The sequence below is a fragment of the Saccharothrix sp. ALI-22-I genome (assembly GCF_001984175.1).
Lineage (GTDB): Bacteria > Actinomycetota > Actinomycetes > Mycobacteriales > Pseudonocardiaceae > Actinosynnema.
This window is the reverse complement of the sequence record NZ_MTQP01000069.1, coordinates 672,576-691,236: the sequence shown is the minus strand read 5'-3', so window position 1 is coordinate 691,236 and position 18,661 is coordinate 672,576. Positions and strand designations below refer to the sequence as shown.

General features: G+C 69.8%; 14 protein-coding genes. 13 read left to right on the top strand and 1 reads right to left on the bottom strand.

The features are described from left to right. Positions 1 to 182 precede the first annotated feature (182 nt). The 5 genes from ALI22I_RS45165 to ALI22I_RS45145 all read left to right on the top strand — a co-directional run bounded on the left by ALI22I_RS45165 (position 183) and on the right by ALI22I_RS45145 (position 5,530). Positions 183 to 1,805 (top strand): cellulase family glycosylhydrolase, encoded by a 1,623-nt coding sequence (locus ALI22I_RS45165; RefSeq protein WP_077011685.1) that lies wholly within the window; start codon positions 183 to 185, stop codon positions 1,803 to 1,805. 10 nt (positions 1,806 to 1,815) lie between these two features. Continuing rightward, positions 1,816 to 2,913 carry a cellulose binding domain-containing protein gene (locus tag ALI22I_RS45160; RefSeq protein ID WP_077011684.1) on the top strand — a complete coding sequence of 366 codons (1,098 nt, stop codon included), beginning with the start codon at positions 1,816 to 1,818 and terminating at the stop codon, positions 2,911 to 2,913. 159 nt (positions 2,914 to 3,072) lie between these two features. Then, positions 3,073 to 3,477, top strand: coding sequence for a YciI family protein (locus tag ALI22I_RS45155; RefSeq protein WP_077011683.1), 405 nt, complete (start codon positions 3,073 to 3,075; stop codon positions 3,475 to 3,477). Positions 3,478 to 3,497: 20 nt separating this feature from the next. Further along, on the top strand, positions 3,498 to 4,694 hold the full coding sequence (locus ALI22I_RS45150; RefSeq protein ID WP_077011682.1) for an RNA polymerase sigma factor: 1,197 nt from the start codon (positions 3,498 to 3,500) through the stop codon (positions 4,692 to 4,694). Positions 4,695 to 5,125: 431 nt separating this feature from the next. Next, positions 5,126 to 5,530 carry a J-domain-containing protein gene (locus tag ALI22I_RS45145; protein ID WP_077012091.1) on the top strand — a complete coding sequence of 135 codons (405 nt, stop codon included), beginning with the start codon at positions 5,126 to 5,128 and terminating at the stop codon, positions 5,528 to 5,530. Here the strand turns inward: ALI22I_RS45145 and ALI22I_RS45140 are convergent. Then, on the bottom strand, positions 5,511 to 7,724 hold the full coding sequence (locus ALI22I_RS45140; protein WP_077011681.1) for a hypothetical protein: 2,214 nt from the start codon (positions 7,722 to 7,724) through the stop codon (positions 5,511 to 5,513). The two genes, ALI22I_RS45145 and ALI22I_RS45140, sit on opposite strands and share 20 nt — an antisense overlap. 301 nt (positions 7,725 to 8,025) lie before the next feature. On the opposite strand from ALI22I_RS45140, the gene ALI22I_RS45135 reads away from it, so the two are divergent. From ALI22I_RS45135 to ALI22I_RS45100, 8 genes are all read left to right on the top strand, one after another. Then, positions 8,026 to 9,546, top strand: coding sequence for an NAD(P)-binding domain-containing protein (locus tag ALI22I_RS45135; protein WP_077012090.1), 1,521 nt, complete (start codon positions 8,026 to 8,028; stop codon positions 9,544 to 9,546). Next, entirely contained in the window at positions 9,543 to 10,553 is a 1,011-nt protein-coding gene (locus ALI22I_RS45130; RefSeq protein WP_077011680.1) for an alpha-hydroxy acid oxidase, read from the top strand. Before ALI22I_RS45135 ends, ALI22I_RS45130 begins: the two co-directional genes overlap by 4 nt. Beyond that, on the top strand, positions 10,547 to 11,842 hold the full coding sequence (locus ALI22I_RS45125; protein ID WP_077011679.1) for a cytochrome P450: 1,296 nt from the start codon (positions 10,547 to 10,549) through the stop codon (positions 11,840 to 11,842). The genes ALI22I_RS45130 and ALI22I_RS45125 overlap by 7 nt, the downstream gene beginning before the upstream one ends. Before the next feature lie 10 nt (positions 11,843 to 11,852). Further along, positions 11,853 to 13,130, top strand: coding sequence for a cation:proton antiporter (locus tag ALI22I_RS45120; RefSeq protein WP_077011678.1), 1,278 nt, complete (start codon positions 11,853 to 11,855; stop codon positions 13,128 to 13,130). Positions 13,131 to 13,574: 444 nt separating this feature from the next. Further along, positions 13,575 to 14,522 carry a hypothetical protein gene (locus ALI22I_RS45115; protein WP_077011677.1) on the top strand — a complete coding sequence of 316 codons (948 nt, stop codon included), beginning with the start codon at positions 13,575 to 13,577 and terminating at the stop codon, positions 14,520 to 14,522. A 378-nt stretch (positions 14,523 to 14,900) separates the two neighbouring features. Further along, the gene (locus tag ALI22I_RS54320) at positions 14,901 to 16,895 is read left to right on the top strand and encodes a pectinesterase family protein (RefSeq protein WP_238598897.1); all 1,995 of its coding nucleotides are present in this window, start codon (positions 14,901 to 14,903) and stop codon (positions 16,893 to 16,895) included. Continuing rightward, complete coding sequence (locus ALI22I_RS45105) at positions 16,892 to 17,767, top strand: carbohydrate ABC transporter permease (protein WP_077011675.1); 876 nt, start codon at positions 16,892 to 16,894, stop codon at positions 17,765 to 17,767. The genes ALI22I_RS54320 and ALI22I_RS45105 overlap by 4 nt, the downstream gene beginning before the upstream one ends. Then, complete coding sequence (locus ALI22I_RS45100) at positions 17,764 to 18,657, top strand: carbohydrate ABC transporter permease (protein ID WP_077011674.1); 894 nt, start codon at positions 17,764 to 17,766, stop codon at positions 18,655 to 18,657. The genes ALI22I_RS45105 and ALI22I_RS45100 overlap by 4 nt, the downstream gene beginning before the upstream one ends. Positions 18,658 to 18,661: the final 4 nt, after the last annotated feature.

The window sequence follows — 18,661 nt, the reverse complement described above, 5'->3', positions numbered from 1 at the left end:
GTTCAACTCGCCTGTTCTGAACGTTGGACACGGCTGTTCGGAACGTTGGACACGCGCGTTACGTCTGGGGTGTGCTGTTGACACTTAAGCGGTTAAGTGTTTGGGTGTGGATTGCCTGCCTGTGGCAGGTGCGCTGCCCTGCGCTCGCTACGTCAACGTCGACAACTACGCGAGGTACATCCATGCGCAAGCGATTCGCCTTGGTGGGCGCCGCCATCGCCGCCTTGGTCCTGTCACTGCTGACCGTCGTGCCGGCACACGCCGCGGCCGGGTTCACCGTCAACAACGGCCGACTTCTGGACGCCAACGGCAACGACTTCGTGATGCGTGGCGTCAACCACGCGCACACCTGGTACGTCGACCGCACCACGCAGTCGCTCAAGGACATCAAAGCCTTGGGCGCCAACACGGTCCGCGTGGTGCTGTCCAGCGGCGACCGGTGGACGCGCAACGACGCCGCCGACGTCACCAACGTCATCAACCAGTGCAAGGCCAACAAGCTCATCTGCGTGCTGGAGGTGCACGACACCACCGGCTACCAGGAGCAGAGCGGGGCCGTCAGCCTGGACCGCGCGGTGGACTACTGGGTCGGCATCCAGAGCGCCATGGCCGGCCAGGAGAAGTACGTCATCCTCAACATCGGCAACGAGCCCTGGGGCAACACCGGCTACGCCGGGTGGACCCAGGCGACCAAGGACGCCATCACCCGCCTGCGCTCGGCGGGCTTCCAGCACACCATCATGGTGGACGCGCCGAACTGGGGCCAGGACTGGGCCTTCACCATGCGCGACAACGCGGCCTCGGTGTTCGCCGCCGACCCGCAGCGCAACACCGTGTTCTCCATCCACATGTACGGCGTGTTCGACACGGCGGCGGAGATCAACGATTACCTGAACCGGTTCGTCACCGCGAAGCTGCCGATCGTGGTCGGCGAGTTCGGTCACGACCACTCCGACGGCAACCCCGACGAGGACACCATCTTCGCCACCACGCAGCAGCTCGGCCTAGGCTACCTCGCCTGGTCGTGGAGCGGCAACGGCGGCGGTGTGGAGTACTTGGACCTGGCGGTGGGATTCAACGCGGCCAACCTCTCCTCCTGGGGCCAACGCGCGTTCAACGGCGCGAACGGCATCAAGGCGACCTCCCGTGAGGCCAGCGTCTACGGCGGTGGCGGCAACCCGACCGACACCACGCCGCCGTCCGCCCCCGGCACCCCGTCCGCGTCCGGCGTCACGTCCACCGGCGCCACCCTGTCCTGGGCCGCGTCCACCGACAACGTCGGCGTCACCGGCTACGACGTCGTGCGGGTCAACGGCACCACGGAGACCGCGGCCGGCAGCTCCGCCACGACCACCGCGAACATCACCGGCCTGTCGGCCAACACCACATACACCTTCGCCGTCTACGCCCGTGACGCCGCGGGCAACCGCTCCACCCGCTCCGGCACGGTCAACGTCACCACCCAGTCCGGTGGCGGCGGCCCCGCGGGCTGCGCGATCACCTACAAGGTCACCGGCCAGTGGCAGGGCGGCTTCCAGGGCGACGTCAAGATCGCCAACACCGGCACCGCCGCGGTCAACGGCTGGACGCTGCGCTGGACCTGGGCCAACGGCCAGACCGTCAGCCAGTCCTGGGGCGCCACCACCACTCAGTCGGGCACGACGCTGAGCGCGACCAACGTGTCCTACACCGGCAGCATCCCGGTGAGCGGCTCGGTCAGCTTCGGCTTCATCGGGTCGTGGAACGGCACCAACTCGGTGCCCACGGCCTTCACCCTCAACGGCGCCGGCTGCACCACGGTCTAGGGGGTCGGTGATGTCGAGAAAAACCGCTGTAGCAGCACTCTTAGCCGCACTGGTCACGCTCGTCGGCCTCCTGGTGGCCGCACCGGGCCAGGCGGTCGAGGCCGCCGCACCGACCCGGATCATGGCGCTGGGCGACTCGATCACCGGCTCGCCGGGCTGCTGGCGGGCCCTGCTGGACCGCGACCTGCGCGCCGCCGGGCAGACGAACATCGACTTCGTGGGCACCCGTGCCGGTGACGGCTGCGGCTTCGCCTACGACGGCGAGAACGAGGGCCACGGCGGCGCGCTGGTCACCAACGTGGCCGACCAGAACCAGCTCGTCGGGTGGTTGAGCGCGACCAACCCGAACGTCGTGCTCATGCACTTCGGCACCAACGACGTGTGGAACGGCCGGCCGACCGCGACCATCCTGGCCGCGTACGGCAAGTTGGTCGACCAGATGCGCGCCAACAACGCGAACATGAAGGTGATCGTCGCCAAGATCATCCCCATGGCGGCGAGCGCCTGCGCCGAGTGCCCCCAACGGGTGGTCGACCTGAACGCGGCGATCCCGGCCTGGGCGGCGGGCAAGTCCACCGCGCAGTCGCCGATCACCGTGGTGGACCAGTGGGCCGGGTTCGCCACCGGGAGCGACACCTACGACGGTGTGCACCCGAACGCGTCCGGTGATCGCAAGATCGCGGACAAGTGGTTCCCGGCCGTGGTGTCCGCGCTCAACAGCACCACACCCACGTCCACCACGTCCACCACGACCACCACCTCAACCACGACTACTACGACAACCACCACGACCACTCCTCCGAGTGGGTCGTGCGACGTCGTGATCGAGATCGTCAACCAGTGGCCCGGCGGGTTCCAGGTGGAGATCACCATCCGGAACACCGGCGGCACGGCGACCAGGGGCTGGAGCGTCGCGTTCAGCCTCCGCGCCGGGATGGCCATCACCCAGGGCTGGAACGGCACCTTCACCCAGAGCGGCACGTCGGTGACGGTGTCCAACACGTCCTGGAACGGCGCCATCCAGCCGGCGGCGTCCACCAAGGTCGGGTTCACCGGTACGGGTGACGCGGCCGGCTGGGTGCCCGTCCCGATCTGCACGCTGTCCTGACCCGGCCCTCGCGGTTGTGCCCACCAACCCGGGCGCAACCGCGAGGGCCTACCTATGATGTGACGCGGGTCACACTCGGTGGGGTCGAGAAGGCCTGAACGGCTCCGACCAGGGGGTGAAAGCGCCAAGATGGGCGCGGACGACACCTAGGAGGCCGCCATGGCCAAGTTCCTGCTCCTGACGAACTACGGTCCCGCCGCCAACTGCGACATCCCGATCGATCAGTGGGACCACCAGGACATCGCCGCACACATCCAGTTCCAGCAGGACCTCGGCAAGGAGCTGACCGAGAACGGCGAGTTGGTCGACGCGCAGGGCCTGGCCGGTCCGGAACTGGCCAAGACCGTCACGTTCACCGGCGAAGGCGCGCCCGTCGTCACCGACGGCCCGTTCCCGGAGTCCAAGGAGCTGCTGGCGGGCTACTGGATGGTCGACACCACGCTGGAGCGCGCGCTGGAGATCGCGGCGAAGGCCTCGGCCGCGCCCGGTCCGAAGGGCGTGCCGATGGGGATTCCGGTCGAGGTGCGGGAGCTGATGTCGGCGCCCGCCGCGTCGGACGTGTGAGTGCCGGCCTCGTAGGTTCTGTGAGCCACGCCGTCGAGGACCTGCTGCGCGAGTGCGCGCCGCAGGTCCTCGGCGTGGTCGCACGTCGGTACGGCGATTTCGCGCTGGCCGAGGACGCCGTGCAGGAGGCGCTGCTGGCGGCGGCCCGACAGTGGCCCGTGGACGGTCTGCCGGACAACCCGCGCGGCTGGCTGGTGCAGGCCGCCGTGCGGAGGATGATCGACCTGATCCGCAGTGAGGCCGCCCGCCGCCGGCGTGAGGACGAGGTGTTCCGCGCACCGCCGCCCGGTGACGCGGCGGACCGTGACGACACGCTCGTGGTGCTGTTCCTGTGCTGCCACCCGGACTTGACGCCCGCGTCCGCGATCGCGCTGACCCTGCGCGCGGTGGGCGGCCTGACCACGGCGGAGATCGCGAACGCGTTCCTGGTGCCCGAGGCGACCATGGCGCAGCGGATCAGCCGGGCCAAGCAGAAGCTGCGCGGCGCGGACTTCGCCATGCCCGGACCGGAGGAGTTCGCGGCCCGGCTGCGGACCGTGCTGCACGTGCTGTACCTGATCTTCAACGAGGGCTACACCAGCAGCGTCGGCGGCTCGCTGCACCGCACCGAACTGTCCGGCGAGGCGATCCGGCTGACCAGGGCCGTGCACGCCCGGCTGCCGTCCGACGCCGAGGTGGCGGGCCTGCTGGCGTTGATGCTGCTCACCGACGCGCGCCGGCCCGCCCGCACCGGCCCGAACGGCTCGCTCATCCCGTTGGCCGAGCAGGACCGGTCGTTGTGGGACAAGGCGCTGATCGTGGAGGGCGTCGAGCTGATCATGGCGGCGGTGGAGCGCGGCGCCATCGGCGAGTACCAGTTGCAGGCGGCGATCGCGGCCCTCCACGACGACGCGCTGCGGGCCGAGGACACCGACTGGCCGCAGATCCTGGGCATGTACGGGCTGCTGGAGCAGATGACCGGCAACCCGATGGTGTCGCTCAACCGGGCGATCGCGGTGGCCATGGTGCACGGACCCGCCGAGGGTCTGAAGCTGATCGACGCCTTGGACGAGCGGCTGCCCGGCCACTACCGGCTCGACGCCGTGCGCGGCCACCTGCACGAGCTGGCCGGTGACGTGCCGCGCGCCGTGACGCACTACCGGGCCGCCGCCGCGCGCACGACGAGCATCCCCGAGCAGCGGTACCTGATGGAGAAGGCGTCCCGACTCGCCCACTGAGCGAGTAGCCCGACTTCCTTGCGTGCAGCCACTCACGAACTCGTGGGTGCAGCCGGCGGCGTCGGTGCGGATCAGGACCTTGCGTCCGATGCGGCGGGCTCGTCAACCTGTTCAGCTACGAGGTCCGCGTCTGGTTTGCGCCGCGACAAGGCCGACCGATGGCCGGGTCCGTGCCGCACCCGCCGGTTGACCAGCCGCTGGGGTTGAGCCGCCGCCGGGTTCTCCGGAGTGGTGGGGTACTCCGCCGGAGCGGAACGAATGACCCGGATCATGCTGAACATCGTGGGCGCGCTGTCCAGCGTGACCACCAGTTCCCGGCCGAACTCCGGTGAAGCGCTCCGGTTGTGGTGGAGAATCTGGTCTGCCCCCGGTTATCGGGGGAAGCTCACCGGCCGTGTGCTTGGTGATTTCGGTGGTGGGAGGTGGTGGCCGTGACCGAGCGCAAACCGGCTGGTGTCGGGTTTGAGACGTGGATCGAGCGGCAGATTCGGGAGGCGCAGGACCGGGGGGAGTTCGAGAACCTGCCGGGTGCGGGTAAGCCGCTGAGTGGGTTGCAGGGGCCGCACGACGAGTTGTGGTGGGTGAAGGAGAAGTTGCGGCGGGAAGAGGGTACGGCGTTGCCGCCGACTCTGTTGCTGCGCAAGGAGGTGGCTGCGGCGCGGGAGGCGGCTGGGCGGGCGTCCGGTGAGGGGGAGGTGCGGTCGATTCTGGCCGGGATCAACGTGAAGATCGAAGAGGCGATCCGGAAACCGATGTCGGGGCCGCCGTTGAACCTGATGCCGTTCGACGTGGAGCACGTCGTCGCGGAGTGGCGGGCTAGATCGGCCACTCGCTGAAGCCCAGTTCCTCCAGCAGCGCGGTGCCCGCCAGGAACGCCGAGGCGGACAGGGCACCGTGGCCGTCGGCCAGCCTGCGGTACTCGCGCAGTGCGGCTCGGTAGTCGCCGAGTCGGCGGTAGCTGTCGGCCACCAGGTATCTGGCCCGGTCGGCCGAGTCGGCCCACGCCGCGTCCTCCGTGTCGCGCAGGTGGTCCAGGCGGTTCGCGGCACGCAGGCCGGCGTCCACGGCGTCCTCGTGACGTCCGGCGGCGTGGGCGGCGTGCACCAGTTGGTACCACTGCTCGGCCGTGTCGCCACCGCGCTGCGCCGCCTGGCCGATCGCCTCGTTCAGGTCGTCCACCGCGTCGGCCACCCGGCCGGCGTCGATCAGCGCGCACGCCCGCAGGTACCGCAGGTGGCCGAGCAACCGGTCCGCGTTCCGGGGCGGGTCGGCCAGGAGCCGGTCCAGCACGGGTTCGTGCGCGTCCAGGTTCCGCAGCTGCTCGACGGCCTCCAAGGCCTTCTCCGGAACGCCTGCCGCGATCAACGTCTCCAGCGCGGCCCTGGCGGTGGCGGCCGATGGCCGGATGACGCCCTCCAGGATGAGCAGCGTCCCCAACGCGAGCAGGTCGCCCGCCGCCGATGCGTGCTGTCTGCCGCGCGACAGCGCCTCAAGAGCCTCCGCGTGCCGGCCTTGCCCGATCAGGACGTGCGCCAGCCAGTGCTCGCCCCACGCGCAATCGCTGTCGTCACCTAAATCCCGTAACCGGGCGACGGCGTCGGCGGTGACCATGACGCCCTCCTCGGTCCGGCCGTCGTGGGCGATCCACAAGCCGAGCCAGCACTGGTTGAGCAGCGCGCGCCGTTCGTCCCCGTAACGCCGGTGCACCTCGGCGGCACGGCGCAACGCGGGCTCGGTGTCCGCGCTCTGGAAGAACTTCGCCCGCAGCTCGACCAGCCGGGCGTCCAAGTGCTCGGGCAGGTCGTCGGACAACCCGGTCAGGCAGGCGCGCGCCTCGTCCGGCTCGCACCGCAGGTCGTGCCAGTGCGCCCGGTCGAGCAGGGCCTCGTCCGACAGGCCCGGCGACGGCAGCATGGGCAGGGCGGGACGGCTGGTCGGGCCCAGCGGCAGGAAGTCGGTCAACGGCGAGGCGGCGAGTCGGGCGCGGACCCGGTCGCTCTGCCGTGAGTCGCCGTTGCGCCGGTCGAACCGGTCGGCCAGGTCCAGCGCGAGCCGCCGCATTCGCCGCGCCACCACGTGGAACGGCACGGAGTTCGGGTCGTCGGCGCCGAGGTCGAGCGCGGTGTCCCCACGGCCCTCGCGGACCAGCGCGTCGGCCAGCACCGCCACCGCCGTGGCGTACTCCATGGTGGCGAACGGCCGCTGCCGCTCCTCGAATCCGCGCATCGACGCGAGCCAGTCGACGCCCGCCGCCGCGTTGCCGGTCAACGCGCAGAATTCGATCACCAGGCCGTGCTGCTCCAGCGAGTGGAACTCGCCCTCCATCCCGCGCCGCAACCGCCGGTACGCCATCGTCGCCTCGTACCACGCGCCCGCCCGCGCCAAGGGCAGCAGCATCAGACACCGCACCTGCACCAGGGAATCGTCGGACACGGTCGGGTCGGCGAGCATCGGTGCGGCGAGCGCGTGCGCGCGGGCCAACGACTCGTCGTCGCCACGCGCCAGGAAGTGGTCGATGCCGGTGACGTGCAGCCACCGGTCGTCCTGGTCGGTGGGCGCGGTGGCCCTCCACTGGAAGTAGGCCCGGTCCGCGACGGCCCAGTCGCCGAAGTGCGCGGCCACACCGCGCCGGCCGGCGTAGATCTCGTGCCAGTCGAGCCCGGCCGTGGTGAACCGGTGCTCCACGGCGTGCTGCGCCTCGCGGATGTCGTCGATGCTGTAGTCCGGGAAGTCGACCATGCACTCGACCAGCCAGGCGTACCAGTGCAGCAGGTCGATCTCGTCGGCCGGTGCGAACCGCGCCGGCCGGCGGTCGTACCCCTCCAGGCATTCCCGCAACAGCCGGTAGACCTGCTCCCACCGCCCGTCCACGCGGTACGCGTCGGCCAGGAGCCTGCGGGACAGGTACATCAGCCGCGGCACGTCGGCGCGATCGGCGCGGCCGACGGTGTCCTCCAGCAACGCCGTCCTGGCTTCGGTGTGCTCCATGGCCTGTGCCTCGCGCAGCGAGAACCACAGTTCGGACTCCATCGCGATCCGCCCCCCGGTGTGATCACTCCACCCGCGAGCTTAGGCCGACGGACCCCGCTGCGGCGCAGACAGCTCAGGCGGCCTGCGCGGCCACCGATCACATGTGCTCTGAGCTGCTGTCGCCGGGACGACTCGCGGAGTGGATCGTGGTCGGCGGCGTAGGTGGGCGCCGCCGACCTTCGTCTTCCCGAACCGGCCATACGTCCATTCGTGCACTGTGCCGCGTACGGATGAACCCGAGGGATGCTCGATCTCGTAGTGGTGGCGAGCACTCACCCCTCTGGAGGTGCACGTGACCGACATGGATGTCGACTACCTCGTGATCGGTGCCGGCCCGGCCGGTCTGCAACTGGGCTACTTCCTGCACCAGGCCCGGCGCAGCTACCGGATTCTCGAAGCCGGGCCGGCCGCGGGAACGTTCTTCAAGACCTTTCCCCGGCACCGCAAGCTCATCTCCATCAACAAACCGCACACCGGCACGACGGACCCGGAGCTGAACCTCCGGATGGACTGGAACTCCCTGCTGTCCGACGATCCCGAGCTGCTGTTCACCCGCTACACCCCGCGCTACTTCCCGCACGCCGACGACCTGGTGCGGTACCTGCAGGACTTCGCCGCCAAGACCGATCTGGACATCCACTACGACAGCCGCGTGGTGGAGGTGAGCCGAAAGGACCACTTCGTGGTCCGTGACAGTCGCGGACGGACGCACACGGCCAAGAGGGTCATCGTCGCGACGGGTCCGTCCAAACCGTACCTGCCCGACATCCCGGGCATCGAGCACGCCGAGCCGTACGGCACCGCGTCCACCGACCCGGACGACTACACCGACCAGCGGGTGCTGATCATCGGCAAGGGCAACTCCGCGTTCGAGACCGCGGACAACCTGGTCGAGACCGCCGCCGTCATCCACCTGGTCGGCCCGCACTCGCTCCGGATGGCCTGGCAGACGCACTTCGTCGGCCACGTGCGCGCGGTGAACAACAACTTCCTCGACACCTACCAGCTCAAGTCGCAGAACGCCGTGCTGGACGGCGACGTGCTCGACATCCGCCCGGACGGCGACGGCTTCGTGGTCAAGGTCAGCTTCGCCCGTGCCGACGAGGTGACCAAGGAGCTGCGCTACGACCGCGTCATCGCGGCCACCGGGTTCCGGTTCGACGCAAGCGTGTTCACCGAAAAACCGGCACTCACCATCAACGACAGGTTCGCCGCGCTCACCCCCGAGTGGGAGTCCACCAACACCCCCGACCTGTACTTCGCGGGCACCCTCATGCAGGTCCGCGATTTCAAGAAGTCCACCAGCGGCTTCATCCACGGCTTCCGCTACTGCGTCCGGTCGCTGCACCGCATCCTGGAGCGCAAGTACCACGGGGCCGAGTGGCCGCACGTGGACGTGGCCCTGGACGACCTGGCCGACGTCGTGGTGGACCGGGTGAACCGGACTTCCGGGCTGTGGCAGCAGTTCGGCCAACTCGGCGACGTGGTCACCGTCGACGGCGACCGCGCCCGCTACTACGAGGAACTGCCGGTCGACTGGGTGCCGGGCTTCGCCGACGACTGCTTCGTGATCACCCTGGAGTACGGGCCGGACCACGACAAGGTGGACCCGTTCGACATCACCGTGCGGCGAGTCGCCCAGAACGACACCGAGCGCGCGTTCGACGCCGCCTACCTGCACCCGGTCGTGCGCCACCTGCGTGACGGCGAAGTCGTCGCGACCCACCACCTGGCGGAGAACCTGGAGAACGAGTGGACCGGCGCGACCACTCACCGGGACCCGTTGCGGCGGTTCCTGGCGCAGCGCGTCCCGGTCCGATGAGGGAACTGGCCAGGCAACGCCTCGACCCGGCCGTGTTCGACTTCTTCGAGGGCGGGGCGGACGACGAGCACACGGTCCGCGCGAACGAGGAGGCTTACGCGCGGATCGGTCTGGTGCCAAGAGTGCTGCGCGCGGGCGGCACCCCGACCGTCCACACCGGACTCCTGGGTCGTGGGCAGTCGATGCCGGTGGTGGTCGCGCCCACCGCGTTCCACCGGTTGGCGCACCCGGACGGCGAGGTGGCCACGGCGAGGGCGGCGGCACGGGCGGGCGTGGTGCTGATCGCGAGCATGGCCGCGACCACGCCGATCGAGTCGGTCACCGAGACCGGCGCGGACGTGTGGTTCCAGCTCTACGCGCAGCCGGACCGGGAGTTCACCGGGCACGTGGTGCGGCGGGCCGAGCGGGCGGGCTGCCGGGCGTTGGTGCTCACCGTGGACTCGCCGGTGTTCGGCAACCGGGAACGGGACCTGCGCAACGGGTTCACCGACCTGCCGGACGGGCTGCGCTGCGAGAACATGCGCGACGCGGACGGCGTGATCCGGCCGATCGGGTTCGACCCCGGCCTGTCCTGGCCGGACGTGGACGAACTGCGCGCCACGACCCGGTTGCCGTTGCTGCTCAAGGGAATCGTCCACCCCGACGACGCCGTGCTGGCGGTCGAGCACGGCGTGGCGGGGGTGATCGTGTCCAACCACGGGGGCCGCCAGCTCGACACCGTCCCGGCGACGGTGGAGCTGCTGCCCGCCGTGGTCCGCGCGGTCGACGGGCGAGTGCCGGTGCTGGTGGACGGCGGTGTCCGGCGCGGCACGGACGTGCTCAAGGCGTGCGCGTTGGGCGCGACCGCGGTCGGTGTCGGCCGGCCGGTGCTGTGGGGGCTGGCCGTGGACGGGGAGAAGGGGGTCGAGCAGGTGCTGGAGGCCCTGCGCGCGGAGCTGGTGCGGGCGCTGGCGCTGTGCGGCTACGACACGCCCGCGGCCCTGACCGAGGACGTGATCCGGTGGTGATCCCGCTGGCCGTCCTCGTGCTGGGCAGCCTGCCGTTCTGGCTGCCGAACGCCGTCGTCGCGCTCCGGACCCGGATCTTCGCCCGGATCAACGGCGACGAGGGCATCCCGGTGCCCGGCGACCTGGTGGGGTTGGCCGATTTCCGCCGCGTCTACGAGCACCCCGCGGCCAACGGGCGCAGTCGCGGCGCGGCCCTGTCAGACCTGTTCTGGTACTGGCTCGCGCCCGGACCGCAGGTGCACCAGGAGCACCTGGAACCCGGGCCGCGCTACGACGACGTCGCCCGCACCACCCGGCGCGTGCTGGCGCACGGCATGGCGGACGCCGACCGGCTCGCCACCGAGTGCACCCGGAGGGTCCTCGACGGGCTCGGCACCCGGAGGCTGGTCCGCCTGCGGGACCTGATGATGCCGATCTGGGCGGAGTTCAACCACGAATTGGTCTTCGCCGAGAAGTGCCCACCGGAGGCGCGCGACCTGATCGTCGCCAACGCCGACGACGTGGTCTCCGCGCTCAAGTGCACCAGCCTGCGGCACATGGACCGCCGTGAGCGGCTGACCAGGTTCCTGCTGGACCGGATCGACACCGTGCCGCACGCACTGCCCACCACGTTCGACGCCCAGGAAAAGGCGTGGTACCTCCAGGGCACGTTCTTCAACACCGCCGTGGTGCAGTCGTCGGAGGCGATGGCCCACCTGCTGCTCGTCGTGGCCCAGCGGCCGGACATCCAGCAGCGCATCGCCGACGGCGAGGACGGGCTGGTGGACGAGGTGATGGACGAGGCGTTCCGCCGGTTCCCGCTGTTCGGCATCGCGCACCGGATCACCAGCGCCGACATCCCGATCGACGGCGGCTCGATCCCCAAGGGCTCGGTGCTGTGCTTCGACTACCCGTCGTTCCACCGGTCGGGCGGGAACATCCCGTTCGGCGTCACGGGCAACCGGCCGTGCCCGGCGCGGGTGATCGCGCCGATCGCGATGCGGGCGGTGGCCCGTGAGGTGCTGACCCGCTTCGCGGTGCACTCCACGGCCGCGCACACCCGGTCGTTGCCCAACCGCGGGCCTTGCGCCCTGGTGCCGCGCGGCGCCCGGCCGCCACGCGCGCTGCTGCTCTACATCCGGGTCCGCGACCGCTGGGAGGACGTGTGGCGCGGGGTCGTGCAGCTCGTGCTGGGCACCTACATGGTCTGGGACGCCCGCCGCGTCGGCCTGTGCCGGCGCTACTTCGCAAACCACGAGCCAAGTCACGGTCCAAGTCATGGGCCGGGTCACGGGCCGCGCCACGACTGAGAGGCATCCCATGGACATCGCCACCACGGCTGCCAGGTTCTTCCTCGCCGCCGTCGTCGTGCTCGTCGTGTGCCGGATGGTCGGGGCGGCGGTGGGCCGCATCGGTCAGCCGCCCGTCGTCGGCGAGATGATCGCGGGCGTCCTGCTGGGCCCGTCCGCCCTCGGGTTCGTCAGCCCGGATCTCCAGGAACTGCTGTTCCCGCCCAGCGTGCGGCCGATGCTGTACGTGGTCAGCCACATCGGCCTGGTCGCGTTCATGTTCGAGGTGGGCTACGAGTTCGCCTCCCGGAAGGTGAGCGGTCTGGGCCGCTCGGCGCCCGCCATCTCGCTGGCGGGCGTGGCCGCGCCGCTGGTCGGCGGCATCGCGCTGGTGCTGCTGGTGCACGAGCACGTGGACGTGCTGGTCGACGGCATCCCGGTGTTCGTGTCGGCGATGTTCGTCGGCGTCGCGTTGGCCATCACCGCGTTCCCGATGCTGGCCCGGATCATCACCGAACGAGGCCTCACCGAGACCCGGTTCGGCTCACTCGCGCTGGCCTGCGGCGCGCTGGACGACGGCGTCGCCTGGATCCTGCTCGCCGTCGTGCTCGGCCTGGCCACCGGCAACCCCGCCGGCGTGCTGATCACCGCGGGCGGCTCGCTGCTGTTCCTGCTGTTCCTCGGCACCATCGGCAAGCGCGGCCTGGCGTTCGCGCTGCGCCGCCCGGGCGCGTCGATCGAACAGCTGGTGCTGGTCACCGCCGTCGCGTTGTTCGCCGCGGCCTGGTACACCGACTCGATCGGCCTGTACTCGGTGTTCGGCGGGTTCTGCGTCGGGTTCGTCTTCCCCCGCGGGGAGGCGTCCGACCGGGTGATCGCGGCGATCAGCCCGATCACCCGGGTGGTGTTCCTGCCGCTGTTCTTCGCCTACTCCGGGCTCAACACCCGGTTCGGCCTGCTGTTCACCGCGAGCCTGCTCCTGCTCTCGGTCGCGTGCGTCGTGGTGGCCATCGCGGGCAAGTTCGGCGCGTGCTGGGCGGCCGGGCGACTGGTCGGCGAGAGCAGTGCGGACGCGCTGCGGGTCGGCGTGCTGATGAACGCCCGCGGGCTGATGCAGCTGATCGCGCTCAACGTCGGCCTGGCGGCGGGCATCGTCACCCAGGAGCTGTTCAGCGTGCTGGTGCTGGTCGCGATCATCACCACGGTCATGACCGCGCCGTGGCTGAACTGGCTCGACCGCCGAGCGGCGGCACGCCTGGACCGGTCGGACGGGCCGGCCGCGACCCGGCTGGCCACGACGGAAGAATAGGCACCGTGAAGAACGGTAAGAACCAGTAACCGTCAATGGCGTCCGCGGGTGCGCCTGGCTGTCGCCGCCGCCTGTTCCAGTTCCTGCTGGGACGTGCCGAGCACGCGGCCCAGCCAGGTCCGCCAGTACGGTCTGGGAATACGTTTTCCCGCTCCCGGCGGGAGACCTCCTCCCGGGCGATGCTGACGTTGCCGGACACCGCGTGCAGCTCCGCGGCCAGGTCGTACTGGGGTAGGCCGCGTCCGCGCCGGAGTTCGGGGAGTATCGCGCTGATCGGCCTCGGTCGGCGTCCCTCGTCGTTTCGTGCGGCTGGCGGGCTCGGGCGCAGGGGGTCAATGCGCGCGCCGACGCTCACGGGAGTGGCACAGGTGTCACGTGGGGTACCCCACTGATAACTGAGTGTTGTGTCCCTCGACGGCTCTACTGGAACTGCGAGGTGTGGCGATGGCCGAACACCCACACGTACCGGCACGCATCGGTGTCGAGGACGTGGTCCGCCTGGAAGCGGAGACCGAACGCCTGCGCGGGCTGGACTACCGGCAGGGCGGTGCCGCGTGCCGCGCCTCGGCGGTCGTCTGCGCCGCGTGGCACGACCGGTTACTCGACGCCGACGCGACCGACGCGGTGCGCGAACGGCTGCTGGTCGCGTTGGCCGACGTGCACAACCTGGCCGCGTGGACGTGTTTCGACACGGGACTGGAGGAGGCCGCCGCGCGGCACTGGGACCGGGCGCTGGAACTGGCCGTCGAAGCCGGCCACCACGACCTGGAGGCCAACATCCACTACCGCGCCGGCCGGATGCGACTGCACCGCGGCCGGTGTCGGGAGGCGTTGGAGATGTTCGAACGCGGGCTGGTCGCGGCCCGCCGGGCGGGGTCGCGGCGGGCGGTCGCGCTGCTGCAGGCCAACCAGGCGTGGGCGCACGCGGGGTTGGGGAACCAGTGCGAGGCGATGCGGCTGCTGAACCTGGCGCACGACGGTTTCGCCCGCGTGCCGTCCGGCCCGGTACCCGGGTGGGCGCGCTTCTTCGACGAGTCGGACCTGTGCGGGTTGACCGGCGTGGTGCTGACCGAGTTGGCCCGGACGGTGAACCCGGCGCACAGCGCGACGGCGATCGACACGCTGACCACCGCCGTGCGGGGCTATCCGGACGAGATGGCCCGCAGCCGCGCGTTCAGCCTCGTGGCACTGGCCACGAACCACTTGGTGGAGCACGACTTCGACCACGCCGCCGAAGTGGGCGGGCAGGCGTTGGCGGCGGCGGGCGAGGTCGGCTCGACCCGCGTCGCCGACCGACTGACGCCGTTGCGCCGGCTGGCCGACCGCTACCGGACCGACCCGCACGCCCGGACGTTGTCGGACAGGATCGCCGCCTTCACGCCCGCGCTCTGACCGCCGTCCCACCGGTGTCACGCCGGTCGGAGTAGTGCCCGGCGTCGAATTCGATTCGAATTCGACGAATCGTCGAACAACACTGTCGAACGACGATCGAACGGAGTTACGTCGTTGACGTGCGGCGGACATTTTCGTAATACTCTGTTCGCACTTCTGGATAGTGTTCACAAATATGAACTATCTCGCCGGGGAAGGCTCCTCGCCATGCGGATACTGAGTTCTGCGCTCGTGCTTTCATGCGCCCTCGGCGTGGTCGCGGCGGTACCCGCGCACGCAAGCGATGACCTGGGCAAACAGGTGCTTCAGGCAGGTGACGGCTGGGCGTCGAGCGGCACCGGGACCACCGGCGGGTCCGCTGCCACGACGATTCACGTCGTGCGCACTGAGGCGGAATTGCGGGCCGCTCTCGCCGCCCCCGCGCCGCGCATCATCAAAGTGCGCGGAGTCATCGACGTGCGCGAGGATTGTTCTTCCTACGCGACGGACGGCTATACCCTTGCGGGCTACTTGGCGGCATACGATCCCGCTGTTTGGGGGCGTGACAGGAGGCCGAGCGGCCCTTTGGAGGACGCCCGTGCGGCATCCGCGGCCAAGCAGACCGAGGCCATCCGGTTCGACATCGGCAGTGACACCACAATCGTCGGCGACGGCAAGGGCGCGGGCATCACCGGCGCGAACCTGCGCCTCAACGGCGCGCACAACGTGATCATCCGCAACCTCACCATGCGGGACACCCGCGACTGCTTCCCCCAGTGGAACCCGACCGAAGACGTGGTCGGCAACTGGAACTCCCTCTACGACTCGGTGTGGGTGATGGGCGGGAGCACCAACGTCTGGGTCGACCACGTCACGTTCACCGACCAGCCGTACCCGGACAGTGAGCTCCCGAAGTACTTCGACCGCCCGTTCCAGATGCACGACGGCGCCCTGGACATCACCGCCGGCGCCGACCTCGTCACCGTGTCGTACAACCGGTTCGAGGACCACGGCAAGACGATGCTGATCGGCGGGTCCAACACCTCCACCGTCGACCCCGGCAAGCTGCGCGTCTCGATACACCACAACGTGTTCCGCAACGTCGAGGAGCGGCTGCCGCGGGTCAGGTTCGGCCAGGTGCACGTCTACAACAACCTCTACGAGCCGGGGCCGTCGTTCGTCTACGCGTGGGGCGTCGGCGTGCAGTCCGCGCTCTACGTGGAGAACAACTACGTCAAGCTGGGCAACGGAGGTTCGGTCGACAAGCTCATCTACAACTGGAGCGGCACCGCGATCACCGAGGTCGGCACGCTCGTGGACGGGAAGCCGGTCGACGCGCTCGACGCGTTCAACGCGGCCAACCCGACCAAGCAGCTCTCCGGCGACGCCGGCTGGACGCCCACGCTGAACCGCGGTCTGGAACCGGCCTCGCGGATCAAGAACCTCAAGGCGGGCGCGCAGGAGCGCGAGCGGTACCACGTGGCCAAGGGCACCGACTTCGACACCGTGCAGGCCGCGATCGACGCCGCGCCGCCGGGCACGACCATCACCATCGGCAAGGGCGTGTACCGCGAGGTCATCCGGGTGCCCCGCACCAAGCCGGACCTGCTGCTGAAGGGCTCCACCGGCAACGCGCGGGACGTCGTCATCGACTACGACAACGCCAACGGCACCAAGAAGCCCGACGGCACCACCTACGGGACTACCGGGTCGGCCACCGCGACGATCGAGGCGGACGGGTTCGTCGCCCGCGACCTGACGTTCAGCAACTCGTTCGACCGGGCCGCGCACCCCGAGATCACCGGCACGCAAGCCGTCGCGGTGAAGGCCACGGGCGACCGGCAGTACTACGACCGCGTCCGGTTCCTCGGGCACCAGGACACCCTGTACGCCGACACGCGCGCCGTGGGGACGAAGGCCCGCCAGTACTACCGGGGCGGCGAGATCGTCGGCGACGTCGACTTCATCTTCGGCCGCGCCACCGCGGTGTTCGACCAGGTCACCATCACGGCGCTGAACCGGGACCGCGACCCCAACGGCTACATCACGGCCGCCAGCACGCGCCGGGACAACCCCCACGGCTTCCTGATCATGAACTCCACGATCGTGAGCGACGCGCCCGCGGGCACCTTCTACCTGGGACGGCCGTGGCACCCCGGCGGCGACCCGGACGCCATCGCGTCCGTCGTCATCCGCGACACGAAGCTGCCCGCCGCCGTGAAGACCGCGCCGTGGACCGACATGTCCGGCTTCTCCTGGCGCGACGCCCGGTTCGCCGAGTTCCGCAACTCCGGCGCGGGCGCCACAGCAGGCGTCGACCGTCCGCTGCTCACGGCCGAACAAGCCGCCCAGCACACCCTCCGCGCGTACCTCGGCGACTGGAACCCCGCATGAGGACTCGCACGTGGGCGCCTTATGCGCTGATCGCACCGACGCTGGTGCTGATGGCGGTCTTCCTGGTCTACCCGATCGGGAGCGTCGTCTACTACAGCCTCCAGCGGTACAACGTCACGCAGCCGTGGAAGAACGGGTTCGCGGGGCTGGACAACTTCAAGCAGATGCTGTTCGACGACCCGCTGTTCTGGCAGAGCCTGGCGTTCAGCGCCAAGTGGGTGTTCGTCGAAGTCGGACTGCAACTGCTGCTCGGCCTGATCCTGGCGCTGATCGTGAACGAGACGTTCATCGGCCGCGGCATGGCGCGGGCACTGGTGTTCTCGCCGTGGGCGGTGTCCGGCGTGCTCACCACGGGCATCTGGATCCTGCTGCTCAACCCGTCCACCGGCATCTTCCAGGAACTCTCCAAGCTGGGCATCGGCACGCCGGGCACCTCGGTGCTCGGCAACCCCGACACGGTGTTCGACGCCCTCGTCGTCACCGAACTGTGGCGCGGTGTCCCGTTCTTCGCGATCCTGCTCCTCGCCGACCTCCAGAGCATCCCCAAGGACCTCTACGAGGCGGCGTCCGTGGACGGCGCCAGCCGGTGGCGGCGCTTCACCAGCGTCACCCTGCCGCACCTCAAAGACGCGATCATCCTGTCGACGCTGCTCCGCGCGGTGTGGGAGTTCAACAACGTCGACCTCATCTACACACTCACCGGCGGCGGCCCGGCAAACCAGACCACGACGCTGCCGCTGTACGTCGCCAGGCAGGCCGTCGACTCGCACAACTTCGGGTACGGCTCGGCGCTCACCATCGCCGGGTTCCTCATCCTGCTGTTCTTCTCGATCCTGTACCTGCGGGTGTCGAAGTTCGGGAGCCGGGCATGACCGAGACGTTGATCCGACCACCGGTGGACACCCCGCCCCCGCCCCGGCCGCCGACGAAGCGGCGCCGCCGGGCGGTGGCCGAGGAACCGGGCAAGCGGTGGCTCATCCACCTGCCGCTGGTGGTGTACCTGCTGTTCACGCTCATCCCGTTCTACTGGATGCTGGTGTTCGCGGTGCGGCCGACCGGCTCGACGCAGCTCGTGCCGTGGCCTATCACGTTCGAGCACTTCGACACGGTGTGGAACGACATCGGCTTCGGGATCTTCTTCTACAACAGCGTCGTCATGGGTCTCGGCGTGCTGGTGTTCGTGACCGTGCTGTCGGTGATGGGCGGGTACGCGCTCGCGCGGTTCAAGTTCCGCGGCCAGAAGGTCTTCCTGCTGGCGATGCTGTGCACCCAGTTCATCCCCGGCGCGATGATGCTGATCCCGCTGTTCGTGATCTTCAAGAGCGCCGGGCTGCTCAACAGCATCACCGGCCTGATCATCGCGGAAGTGGCGTTCCAGCTCCCGCTGTCGTTGATCCTGATGAGCGGGTTCATCCGCAACATCTCCGTGGAGCTGGAAGAAGCCGCCATGGTGGACGGCTGCTCGCGCCTGCGCGCGTTCTTCGCGGTCACGCTGCCGCAGCTCAAACCCGCGCTGGTGGCGGTCGGGTCGTTCGCGTTCATCGGCGCCTGGAACCAGTTCCTGTTCGCGTTGATGTTCGCGTCGCGGCAGGACAAGTTCACCCTGCCGGTCGGCCTGAGCTACGCGCTGGGTGAGTTCAACACCGACTTCGGCGCGCTCGCCGCGGGTGGGGTCGTCGCGGCCGTACCGGTCGTCCTGGTTTTCGCCGTCGTGCAGCGGTTCCTGGTGCAGGGGCTCAGCGCCGGGGCTGTCAAGGGATAGGGAG